At 30.3% G+C, this 13971-nt stretch carries 3 protein-coding genes and 1 CRISPR repeat array (1 of these 4 cut by a window edge); of the genes, 1 reads left to right on the top strand and 2 read right to left on the bottom strand.

The genetic code is table 11. The annotated features are described in order from the left end of the window. A CRISPR array of direct repeats spans positions 1 to 7700; the repeat unit is 30 nt; unit sequence ATTAAAATCGAACCTTAATAGGATTGAAAG; it reaches 1231 nt to the left of the window's first position. A 2242-nt stretch (positions 7701 to 9942) separates the two neighbouring features. Beyond that, positions 9943 to 11031, top strand: a complete 1089-nt coding sequence (locus fad_RS04635; RefSeq protein WP_081142201.1) for a PIN domain-containing protein — start codon at positions 9943 to 9945, stop codon at positions 11029 to 11031. Positions 11032 to 11171: 140 nt separating this feature from the next. Here the strand turns inward: fad_RS04635 and fad_RS04630 are convergent, their stop codons facing one another. Beyond that, positions 11172 to 11852: a DUF4145 domain-containing protein gene (locus tag fad_RS04630; RefSeq protein WP_081142199.1), complete on the bottom strand. Its 681-nt coding sequence runs from the start codon at positions 11850 to 11852 to the stop codon at positions 11172 to 11174. 715 nt (positions 11853 to 12567) lie between these two features. Then, a complete protein-coding gene (locus fad_RS04625) occupies positions 12568 to 13728 on the bottom strand; it encodes an IS256 family transposase (protein ID WP_009887601.1) in 1161 nt (386 codons plus the stop codon). Positions 13729 to 13971 lie beyond the last annotated feature (243 nt).

Raw genomic sequence — 13971 nt, 5'->3', positions numbered from 1 at the left:
AGGTCTGGCTCATCGTAGTTGGTATTTATCCAATTAAAATCGAACCTTAATAGGATTGAAAGTAGTTATTTCTACTAAATTTGGTGGTTCCACGTTAATTAAAATCGAACCTTAATAGGATTGAAAGCTTCAATTAAATGCTCAAAAACTTCACTGAAAGAATAATTAAAATCGAACCTTAATAGGATTGAAAGATTGTAACTGTATGAGTTGCATTTTGTCCACTATACAATTAAAATCGAACCTTAATAGGATTGAAAGAAATTTGAAGCACCCGGAGACCTTACTGTTATTAAAATTAAAATCGAACCTTAATAGGATTGAAAGTGTTGTAGTTGGGAAAGGTGGGAAACTTCCGTATAGGGATTAAAATCGAACCTTAATAGGATTGAAAGAATTATAACGGAATTAGGGCTTTCGGGGTTCACTACTATTAAAATCGAACCTTAATAGGATTGAAAGTTTATAACAGCCTTTACAGATTTAGGACAGGCAATGGATTAAAATCGAACCTTAATAGGATTGAAAGTTGTACCTTTCCAGGACATACTTATAAGGTCTTGTAATTAAAATCGAACCTTAATAGGATTGAAAGCGGTGTACTCATTGCGGGTACGCATGGGAATATACAGATTAAAATCGAACCTTAATAGGATTGAAAGGTTCATAAGCTGTTAAAATATCCTTCTGGACTTCCTGATTAAAATCGAACCTTAATAGGATTGAAAGATGGATCCAAGAATGCCGGAGAATAATGACAGCACTGATTAAAATCGAACCTTAATAGGATTGAAAGCTTGCCACATCTATTTCAAATTACAACCTTACCGTGGATTAAAATCGAACCTTAATAGGATTGAAAGTTAGATATGCAAATATGCATAGGACAGGTTATATATGATTAAAATCGAACCTTAATAGGATTGAAAGTTCTATGGCATCTTCAAGTTTCAGGACATTTTTAAATAATTAAAATCGAACCTTAATAGGATTGAAAGAGTCAATTGGTATTACCTAATGACGAAATTAAGAAATATTAAAATCGAACCTTAATAGGATTGAAAGTTTGGAAATGTCGGAAAATACATATCAGGTGGCGTATCATTAAAATCGAACCTTAATAGGATTGAAAGTATTACATCGTATGGGTTTATGTATGCTATTTTCTTGGATTAAAATCGAACCTTAATAGGATTGAAAGCATACACGGAGAAGCCATCCAAACTTGGATGATAAATATTAAAATCGAACCTTAATAGGATTGAAAGTATGATTTAAAAAAGGAAAAAGATGATTTAAAAGAAGATTAAAATCGAACCTTAATAGGATTGAAAGTCCATATGCTCTCAATAGCTCAAGCGAATAATATTCATTAAAATCGAACCTTAATAGGATTGAAAGCATAATACACCTTTATATTTGCTTTTGGATATAATATTAAAATCGAACCTTAATAGGATTGAAAGTTCTGCCTCTTTCCTGGCAACAGAGATTCCTGAAGTTTATTAAAATCGAACCTTAATAGGATTGAAAGTAAATTCAACATCTCTTGTTGTATGGTCTAAATTGGATTAAAATCGAACCTTAATAGGATTGAAAGTCTCAATAATCCATAGCACAAGGGCGATAATCTCTGATTAAAATCGAACCTTAATAGGATTGAAAGATATTGAATATATAGCTGTCTATACTCATGAAATCCAGATTAAAATCGAACCTTAATAGGATTGAAAGTGGAAAAACAAAACACAAACAACAGAGATGAGAGAGAATTAAAATCGAACCTTAATAGGATTGAAAGCAAAAATAAGATGATAAAATGAGAGAGAAAATAACAGATTAAAATCGAACCTTAATAGGATTGAAAGAGTATGGCTATGTGTGATATCATAAGATGAAACATATTAAAATCGAACCTTAATAGGATTGAAAGTTTTCCTTGACTCTTTATATTTCCTCTTGATCTCTTATTAAAATCGAACCTTAATAGGATTGAAAGTAAATTGATTAGTAGTATCTATAATAATCATTGGATATTAAAATCGAACCTTAATAGGATTGAAAGTTTTAACACCGGATGTAATATTTTTTGCAATAGTAGATTAAAATCGAACCTTAATAGGATTGAAAGTAATATTAATTTTCCTGTATCAATTTATCTTTAACTAATTAAAATCGAACCTTAATAGGATTGAAAGTACAACATCATTTTCTGCTTCAACAAATTATTCAATAATTAAAATCGAACCTTAATAGGATTGAAAGGAGAATCCGAAGCTCTGGAACATTGTTGCGACTGCAATTAAAATCGAACCTTAATAGGATTGAAAGCAATTTTCTTCATCAGTGCTGGGTGGCAGTGACTATAATTAAAATCGAACCTTAATAGGATTGAAAGCAGGATATACCCTTACAATATCAGCAGTCCATAACCCATTAAAATCGAACCTTAATAGGATTGAAAGATTATCCTGTCCACGATTATCTGTTGTGGAATTATTGAATTAAAATCGAACCTTAATAGGATTGAAAGTATTCAGAAAGCCGAGAATCAGACAAAGAGCAAGTCATTAAAATCGAACCTTAATAGGATTGAAAGGAGAATCCGAAGCTCTGGAACATTGTTGCGACTGCACATTAAAATCGAACCTTAATAGGATTGAAAGTTAAAACGGTAGCTTCTTTATTAGGATTATTTATAGATTAAAATCGAACCTTAATAGGATTGAAAGAATGATACTCCGATGACAACCACAAGGAGAACAGGACCATTAAAATCGAACCTTAATAGGATTGAAAGATAATGCGCCCAGGCTATGTCTACCCAGTAGGGTATGATTAAAATCGAACCTTAATAGGATTGAAAGGATACACGCTTTAAGGGTATGTTTCAACATATCCAATTAAAATCGAACCTTAATAGGATTGAAAGCTTCTAATTCGCAATTGGCATCAGGTTCTACATCTTATTAAAATCGAACCTTAATAGGATTGAAAGGTATTTGTTGACATATGGTATTACATAATCGTTGATGTATTAAAATCGAACCTTAATAGGATTGAAAGATGTTTGCAGATCCGGTTGCACCGTTTGCTGACAAATTAAAATCGAACCTTAATAGGATTGAAAGCCTAAACGGGAGTGCAGTATCAGGTGCTACATCCTCATTAAAATCGAACCTTAATAGGATTGAAAGTGTATAGGGTTAACGGGTTTACGTTTAGGGTTTACAGTATTAAAATCGAACCTTAATAGGATTGAAAGGCATATAAACTTTATGCAATATGTTAAATTGAATATAATTAAAATCGAACCTTAATAGGATTGAAAGATTGTAGAAAGTCCAGGAAGGAAAGGAAAGACGAAATTAAAATCGAACCTTAATAGGATTGAAAGGGATATAATTAGGGCCATTACTTCATTATCAAACTCATTAAAATCGAACCTTAATAGGATTGAAAGTCATCTATAAATCCGAAGATGGAAGCTATGTATTTCATTAAAATCGAACCTTAATAGGATTGAAAGATATCAATGTCATTCAGCGGGTTCGGGCAGTCTATAATTAAAATCGAACCTTAATAGGATTGAAAGGCTGTTCCGGATCTATCTATATTACAATCATAGTTTCATTAAAATCGAACCTTAATAGGATTGAAAGTGATTTCGGAGATTATGTTATAAGGCCTGCATTTTCATTAAAATCGAACCTTAATAGGATTGAAAGACAATAAGTGCAAGCCACAATCCTACAGATGCAGGATTAAAATCGAACCTTAATAGGATTGAAAGTCTTATGAATATAAGCCGATCGAGTATCCTCTGTACATTAAAATCGAACCTTAATAGGATTGAAAGGAGCTTTCTCTTTTGCCCTTCTTGCCCGCATATACATATTAAAATCGAACCTTAATAGGATTGAAAGAAATATTATACGATATATATGAAGATGGCGACCCAATTAAAATCGAACCTTAATAGGATTGAAAGTGATGTTATCTGGGCAATACTAGGCAACCATGCAATATTAAAATCGAACCTTAATAGGATTGAAAGAAGCCATGGATGTGTATTTTTCTAAGCTGTGTCTTTATTAAAATCGAACCTTAATAGGATTGAAAGACATATATAAACTATAATTTTACGGGGGATATAGAATGATTAAAATCGAACCTTAATAGGATTGAAAGTTTTTAAATTTGAAAAGAAATACGAATCCTAATAAAATTAAAATCGAACCTTAATAGGATTGAAAGAAATATTGAATTTATAGGATTTGCTGCAGCTATTACATTAAAATCGAACCTTAATAGGATTGAAAGTTATCCAGAGCAGGCCAGCCGGAAGTAACATCTGCATTAAAATCGAACCTTAATAGGATTGAAAGCCGTCAAATCAACAGTGTATGAACCGGATGAAGAAATTAAAATCGAACCTTAATAGGATTGAAAGAGATAGATAAATTCGCAGGAAATGAAGGGGATGGCAAATTAAAATCGAACCTTAATAGGATTGAAAGTCTAAATTAGTATTGAAATCCAGCTCATCAGAATATAAATTAAAATCGAACCTTAATAGGATTGAAAGTGGAATTAAGAAGCGATAGTGAAATGTGCAAAAACTATTAAAATCGAACCTTAATAGGATTGAAAGATTATAATGGGCATCATATAGATTTTACATACAAATATTAAAATCGAACCTTAATAGGATTGAAAGTAAGAATAAGGTGAGGAGAAATGGATTCTGAGAATAATTAAAATCGAACCTTAATAGGATTGAAAGTTGATATTGATGAGAATGTTGCGGTTCCGTTGGCGAATTAAAATCGAACCTTAATAGGATTGAAAGTTATATAGCAAAATTTCAATTTCTCACCTCCATTGGATTAAAATCGAACCTTAATAGGATTGAAAGACCTTAAACAATGCATGGTCTGTATTCTTCATTAAAATTAAAATCGAACCTTAATAGGATTGAAAGTGATAAGAAACTTACTCTTTTCACGACAAATAATATATTAAAATCGAACCTTAATAGGATTGAAAGTAAGGTGGCAAAAATGTCAGATAGAAAAGAATATTTAATTAAAATCGAACCTTAATAGGATTGAAAGAAACCGGTAGAACATAATCAGGTAGTGACGGATATAATTAAAATCGAACCTTAATAGGATTGAAAGAGTGCTATGTTAGGCTCACTTTTAACTTTTTTAATTATTAAAATCGAACCTTAATAGGATTGAAAGTACACTGAAAATCTAAAGGAATTATTGATAATGAAGATTAAAATCGAACCTTAATAGGATTGAAAGATAGCCGGACTTGTCGCATTGGCGATATTATTTGTCATTAAAATCGAACCTTAATAGGATTGAAAGGGGAATGATGATATGATAATTGTACCGTTGCAATCGAATTAAAATCGAACCTTAATAGGATTGAAAGACTGCAGACATAAAGGAACAGATAGGAAAAATAGCATTAAAATCGAACCTTAATAGGATTGAAAGTGGCTTTAAGCAACTTCAGGTTAACACAGCACTAAATATTAAAATCGAACCTTAATAGGATTGAAAGTACACAATTTATAAATTCAGTATTATCCATATTCTCATTAAAATCGAACCTTAATAGGATTGAAAGGCTGCTTAATATGTTCGCTTATATATTCCAATTCTTCATTAAAATCGAACCTTAATAGGATTGAAAGTAGTATCATCATATCCTGGACAAAAGCAGTATCTAATTAAAATCGAACCTTAATAGGATTGAAAGTCAGATCCTGATTCTTCTGCATTTACGTATGACTGGAAATTAAAATCGAACCTTAATAGGATTGAAAGCTTAAAGACGAATATTGGCAGTCAATGAAACAGGAAATTAAAATCGAACCTTAATAGGATTGAAAGATAGCTGAATGTTGCAATTACTGTGTTTATCTCATTAATTAAAATCGAACCTTAATAGGATTGAAAGACATTAGGATGGGTAAACCATTACTTCACAGTGGAATTAAAATCGAACCTTAATAGGATTGAAAGATCATAGGTACTTAATGATTGAGTTATCGATATGAATTAAAATCGAACCTTAATAGGATTGAAAGGTTTTGGTCATGATGTAACAACACGTGTTGAAAATGATTAAAATCGAACCTTAATAGGATTGAAAGTCATTCCTAAAGGTCGTGGATTGTCAACACTTTTTATTAAAATCGAACCTTAATAGGATTGAAAGATTCTTTATTACTGCATTGTCTCCTCATGATAAAAAATTAAAATCGAACCTTAATAGGATTGAAAGATCGCTCTGCGCATCATAACAGTCATCAGATACATCATTAAAATCGAACCTTAATAGGATTGAAAGCCTTATTTCAAATTCAGACTTCATTTTTTATCACCGAATTAAAATCGAACCTTAATAGGATTGAAAGTTTAAAGACCCTGGCATTCTTTCTGATTTTTTCCAATTAAAATCGAACCTTAATAGGATTGAAAGTTAAATCCGCATCTTTAATGCAATATTTTTTTATCAAATTAAAATCGAACCTTAATAGGATTGAAAGATTTGAGAAAATAATGGACGGTATTTTACCTGATATAATTAAAATCGAACCTTAATAGGATTGAAAGATAACATGCACACCCCAGAACATTCTTCCCCTTCGTAATTAAAATCGAACCTTAATAGGATTGAAAGCCTTCTGTACTACCCTGTTATTTCTAAGAGGGTATGATTAAAATCGAACCTTAATAGGATTGAAAGTCATCCCATCGCAGGTCCTCCTCCTCGCTGTCCAGTGATTAAAATCGAACCTTAATAGGATTGAAAGATAATCGGAATAGCTTATGCAATTTCAAGGTAATACATTAAAATCGAACCTTAATAGGATTGAAAGATAAAACAAAAAAATAAAAAAGTGGTGGTAAAAAAATTAAAATCGAACCTTAATAGGATTGAAAGCGGTCAAAGGGATCTTGAGGGCTTGGAAAATAATTGATTAAAATCGAACCTTAATAGGATTGAAAGTAAGTTGCTTTTGCCTTAGGCATTATAGCAGTAGCAGCATTAAAATCGAACCTTAATAGGATTGAAAGTAATTTTTGAGACTTATATAAACTTTGTGAATTTTATTAAAATCGAACCTTAATAGGATTGAAAGTGCTACCAATTACTAAGGCAGCTGCTCCCCCTAATGCATTAAAATCGAACCTTAATAGGATTGAAAGCCCATTCAAGCTGCCTTAAGGCGGTTGTGCTACCCTGATTAAAATCGAACCTTAATAGGATTGAAAGAATGTAGTGGCACAGTGGCAGGTATAGTAAGGATACTCATTAAAATCGAACCTTAATAGGATTGAAAGATGACAATGCTCTCAAAATTGGGGCATGCCAAGAATATTAAAATCGAACCTTAATAGGATTGAAAGTTTTATGCAGGGGATGATAAAGTTGGGGGTAGCAATATTAAAATCGAACCTTAATAGGATTGAAAGAATATTAGATATAAAGGAAAACTAACACCGCTAAAAATTAAAATCGAACCTTAATAGGATTGAAAGCAGGGAAATGTAAACCCGAACGGCATTTTATGGATAGATATAATAGAACCTTATTAGGATTGAAAGACAAAGGTTTCTACCATTTCCATAAAAACTAATGAAGATAAAATCGAACCTTAATAGGATTGAAATGGTATTGATATATCCGGGGAGAAAAAGAAAAATAATGATAAAATAGAACCTTATTAGGATTAAGAAGCAGATGGCCTTTTCTGGTACACCTCATATAAATTTGGGCGTCTAGAATTATATAGTCGCGTTAATGAAACTTTTATTTCACTATATCTTCAGAGGCACCCTCATTATTATATTTTAACATTATATCGATATAAGCTTGGCTATGTTGCCGAATAAATCAAGTTAATTTATAAATACCTCTATCTCGGTATATCTGTCGAAAATCTCGAATATAAGGCACTTTTTATATATTTATATATTCCTAATTGTAACAGCCCTAAATTAATAGGCACAGCTCAATCTGATGAATCAAAGAAAATTTCAGTGGAAGAAGGTAATGGACAGAATAAACAACCCTAAAAATAAATCGCCCACATTCATGAGAACCAAAATAACTGAAATATAAAAATCTTACATATGTAGTACTAGACATAATCACCGATATCGGACAATATAGAAAATGAACTTATCCGGGAGTTCCTGTCCCTAGTTTTCCCATATAATATCTTAAAACTCCGAAGTATTGAGTCTCACTAAACAACACTATCAGTTTATCGAATGAGTGAGCTTTCTATGTAGCGATATTTTTCTACCATTTTACATTTTGTAAAACACATTAAAAAAATAGAAAGTTATTTACTATTTAATATATAATTGTATCAATTAATACATTATAATTATTAATTTATTATATTATTATAAATATGTATCTATAATTATTATTTATATATAATTTTAATAGACATTATTTAATATACAAATATATATATTAATAAATTATAATATGCAAGATAAAATCAAATATATTACGTAATTCGTTAAACAAATTTCGCTCCTGCCCTGCATATTTTACCGGGGATTGAGAAATAATGCTCTTAAATTGTTTATAAACGCTTCATATATAATAATCAATTATGTCTATATTTCTCCATTGATCTTAATAAATTTCATAACAGACTTTACTGCCCGGAACATTCCATAGCCTAAAATACTCAGGATAAACACTATAAACAATAATATTCCTGGCACATATTCCAGCCTTCATAGTTCCAGGCCCCCTGGTAAATATTATTACTCACTGTAAACCCTGTAAATTACGTATTCTCTGTAATATCTAAATAATCGCAATAAAAACGCTGTATAACGTTTGTTATACGGCATTATTTGGGGATTTGGGGAATTTGGTGAAGAGGATTGAAAATGCGTGGTTTACAGTGGATTTGTTGGAAGTTTATGATGATTATGGTACTCGCCATGGCCTAATAAAACCTTCAAGGCCTATTAGGATGATATGGTCTGGCTTGATTTTATTGCCTATAATTTAGTGTAATTGATTATTATATTTTGCAAATTTACAAACAATTTAAGGCTAATGTTCTCGTTTTATAGGCAAATATACCAACGATAGATTAAATTTAATGCATCGATTTAAACCGATTTATTAATTTTATCTGCACTATTATAATTAATTAGTAGATATATTTAGTATTAAAATTAAAGCTAAATAATATTTTTATAGAATATATTTCTATTAATATAAAATAATTATAATAATAACATAATAATTTATATAGTTATATATTAAATGTATAATATTACAATATTTTTGTAAAGTGTTTTTTAATGGATGAAAATGTACAAAATTATCATTAAGCAGCTTTTCGCACTCTTTGATAAATTAAGCCATATTTCAATGGAGAAACGAATTATTAAATTCTTAAATATTTTCTAGGGAGAGCCGAGAAGGTGATATGTGGTACAAACCACGAATGAGCAACAGTTCGCTCTATATAATTGACCTATCTCGGAACGAGAAAAGAGATTAGAGCGGCCATTATTATACAGAATATGTCAGAGTAATCCTGTGTTTAGTCGATAGAAATGAGAGTTTATAAGTATCAACTCTTTTTAGGATGAATGTATTAATTTGTTATAAACTAAGTAAGAGTTAAATTTTGAATAAGGCAGAACATATATATTATTTGTATTCTAACTATTTTTAGAATCTTAAGGAAATGATAATAATAATAATAATAATAATGAAATTCTTCTTATTTTTATCACGATGCATTGACCAAAATTTGTTACCAGATTACTTATATCCACAAAGATGTAATAATATGTGCCAATTTGCATTATCACAGAGAATAATCCAATAGAAAACATTTTTATATGCGCACTAATTAAATTACCATAAATGAATGAAAAAAATCAATTTATAGAAGATTTATATACATATTTTCCTGATGACTGGAAAATTCTTTTTAAGGATTATGATCAAACAAAAAAGGTTATCTCCAATGTCTCTCGGGAACTACCACCTGATGCATATGAATTTATTAGAGAGCATATGATCGACCAACTTTTTTTTAATGAAAATAAACAACCAGCTCCCAAATTAAAATTTGTTGTAGACTCAAATATAATAGTTAAAGATGCTTTCAGAGTCGGTTCGGGTAAATTTTCGTCTACTGAAAGAATTTTTTCTTCACCATTTGTTAAATTGTACGCACCCAGAAAAATTGAAGACGAAGTATATGAACAGATTACAAGAGGCCTTCCTGAGAAATGTTCAATGGATCTTGCCCTTCAGCAGGCTAAAAAACTACTTTCAAAAATAGAAATAGTAGATGATAATGAATTAAATATTGAAAATTTAGAGTTATCCGAATTTAGAGATAAATATAATAATGACGTACATTTTTTAAAGGTAGGAATTGGATTAGGAATTGATAAGATTATAACGCGAGATAAAAAAGCATTTAATGGAATTAGCACAATGAAAAGGTATGAATTAGGTACTGCGGTTGAATTAATAGTATCAGTGGAAGCAGGATCTTTGTCACTCTCAATAGTAACAGGGGCGGCATATGTCGGTACGGAAGCTATCTATTTCCTTCTCTCAATATTGTATAAAGTTTTTACGGAGCTATTGTTATTTATTATTTCTATTACAACATTTGGAATAAGTGGGTTTATTAGTTTATTAGGGAAACTACCTGCCTGGGTAGGGTACATAGCAATAGGTTCCATAATCGGAACTATAATTGCCTTTTCATTTTCCAAAAATCTACGAAATCAAGCTGTTAATATAGTAGATGATTTATCTGAATGGATTAAAACGCACTCTATATATGCTAAAGATGCGCTGATAAGTCTTATTAAAGGAACAGTAGACCTCTCCACCATGCTTAAAGAGGATCTCGGTCCTTATTTTATTAATGCCGGAAATGCTATGATATCATCTATATATGACATGGTAGATATTCTAAACAAAGAGAGCTAACAAGTGCGCTGAATTTTAGAAACAATTTAATACAAATATTGACTCAGTTTATCTCCAAAGTTGTGTTTGTACTTTTAAATTATATGTGCAATTCTGGATGATGTATTAATAACTAAAATAAATTATGCCAGATCAGCGAGTCAAGATGATGCAATTTTATAAAATTTTAAATAATTATTCTGTAGTGTTGTTATTATCTCAAAAGCCCGTAACAGGTTACTTTGATTATCCTTTTCCGTTGTAAATTGTCTAGGTAAGTCTTCGGGTAATTCGTGTTTTGTTTCATATATTTTTATAATATCATTAAAATGATCGTTTTTAATCTTGAAATAATGAGCTGAAAAGTTTCCTTCGTTTCTAATCTTTAAAAGTTCATCGGTTTCATTATGGGTTAAGAATTTTTTATCAGTTATTTTTTTCATTCTTCTGTCCAATTTCTTATATTTTTTATAACCGTTAATACCATCAATAGGATTTATTGAAATTAATTTTTTTAAATTATGATCATATACTGGTTCCATAGTTATAGAAGCATAAGTTGCTGCATCTATTGCACTTCTAATCATCACCATAGAAGAATCAAATTGACCATACCTATATGATTCTATGGCCTGAGTTAACGTTGTAGTTGTATCAATAAATACAATTGAGATAATGTCCGATTCAATGCTAGCAAAGTCACAATTATTAAAATATTTTATTAGCAATTTATCGGCTTCCAAATCTCTTTCTTTTCTACCTATTTCTCCACGAGTGTTACTTAGGTAAATTGCACTTTTTATTTGTTTTAGACAATTATAATTTTTGGGCTTATCTTTCATATATGTGTATCAAGTTTAGATATTTATTAATGTTTTAAATAACATAGGTTGCAATTCAAAGGATCCATATAGTTCGCTTCAATAATATAATATCTTTATTAAGTATGTCTTTTTTCAATTTCACTCATTTAATCGGTGCTGTTTGGTATACGTTCATCACACTGAATGCATGATAAGAGTATAGTTCCTAACTCTTTTATCAATATCTCCGATTTCTATATTCTGTATATCTCTATCCTCATATCACATATATTATTGTCCTGATACTCAGAAGTGGCACACTTTCCTGTTATTTAATTATTGAATTCGTTGATAACACGAGAGTTTATGGTAACATAAAACGCTGTGATGAATGTTAAAATAGAATATTATCTGATCAACAACGGAAAAATTAAAAAAGTAAAAACGTTTAATGTTTATAATAAGACAAAGGCGAATATGAAATGACAAAAAATAAAATTGAATCTGATTATCTATTGTCCAGAATTAATGAAATGTTTAAGATAGTAGATATTTCTAATCCTATAATAATAGCCCAAAGTGAAAAAAATGCAATACAAATCAATAAGACTCAGAATTATGATAGAGTTCCAATAAAAGGTGAGAATGATAATATTGAAGAGTATTATGACTCAAATGCCCAAAATCGCAATAAAATTATAAAAATTAAACCAAATGACTTGATCTCAGAGATTGTGTCCATAATTTTGTGTATTTATAAAGGATACCGCTTATTGAACATTTCCTTTATTTCATCCTTGCATTTATAGTATCCGTTCATCTTCCTGAATGCATGCTTTGAATTGTATTCTATTGACTTATAATAGAATACCTTCATTGCTGAATCCTCATCAGGGAATGATGATATTGTTTTTACCCTTCTCCTTACCTCTCCATTTAACCGTTCTATAGCATTGGTAGATTTCAATGATCTCCATATACTGGAAGGATAATTATAGAACCTTAATAGCTTTCCCAGATTCTTTTCAGTATTGTATATTACCTTAGGATACTTACTCTCCCATTTATATTTAAAGTCATTGAATTTTATTATACCCTCTTCTTTACTGTCACATTTAAACATTTTATTTGCGTCTATAGATATTTCCTCAATATCTCTCTCCCTTACATTGGATTTTAATCCCCTGGTATAGTGTATTGTACATAGCTGGAATTCTGATCTGGGATATATTTCCATTACTTCCTCATCTAAGTTCTTTATTCCATCTGCTACAATCAATAATGGCTCCTTTAATCCCCTGCTATAAAGGTCTTCTAATACTTCCTTATAACTATTATGTGATTCTTTAACTGTTAAATAGAATCCCAGTACTTCGTATTCTCCAGTTTCTTTAATTCCTAAAGCAAATATAACTGGCTCTTTATCCACATTTCCCCTTCTTAAATAGAAGAATAATCCATCCAGGAATATTGCTATATACCGTTTATCTAAAGGCCTGTTAACAAACTTATAAACCTCTTCTATGGTTAAATCTGTTATTCTTGATATAGTAGATTTAGAATATTTATTTCCTAAAATATCCTCCATTATACCTGCTATTCTCCTTGTAGATATTCCATTGGAATACATTGATACTATAAGATCCTCTATTCCTATTGATCTGTTATAGGGCTCTATTACCTTTGTATGGAAATTGCTATCCCTGTCTCTGGGGATATTTAACTGTTTTATTTCACCATACTTTGTCTTTAAATCTCTTTTATATTTTCCATTCTTTATTCCTGGATTTTCCTCTAGATATGCATTTAATTCTGTTTCCATTAATTTCTCTATTTTCTCTTTTATTGCTTCCTTTAATATTCTATCTATATCTACATTCTCAAGAGCCGATATGTTTATATCTGTATTTTCCATATTTTATTACCTCCTTGTGTTCAAAAGAGGTATACTTTCCTGTTATTTAATGATTAAATTCATTAGTAACAGGAGAGTTTATATTTACACATAATTACATACACAACCTCTCAGAATCGTATGGAATATTAGAAACTTTTAATTATTTTTTAAACCTTAACTCCACAAATTTATAGGGAATACATCCATTATTATTTTTAGTCATTATGTTTTTACAGTTATATAGCAATGCAAACATTAATA

The organism is Ferroplasma acidiphilum (genome assembly GCF_002078355.1).
Taxonomy (GTDB): Archaea; Thermoplasmatota; Thermoplasmata; order Thermoplasmatales; family Thermoplasmataceae; genus Ferroplasma; species Ferroplasma acidiphilum.
The sequence above is the reverse complement of the archived record's forward strand: the minus strand, read 5'-3'. Positions and strand labels throughout refer to the sequence as shown.

Coding starts and splice junctions, on each gene's coding strand:
- fad_RS04625 (WP_009887601.1), bottom strand. CDS start 13,728: ATGGAAAATACAGATATAAACATATCGGCTCTTGAGAATGTAGATATA.
- fad_RS04630 (WP_081142199.1), bottom strand. CDS start 11,852: ATGAAAGATAAGCCCAAAAATTATAATTGTCTAAAACAAATAAAAAGT.
- fad_RS04635 (WP_081142201.1), top strand. CDS start 9,943: ATGAATGAAAAAAATCAATTTATAGAAGATTTATATACATATTTTCCT.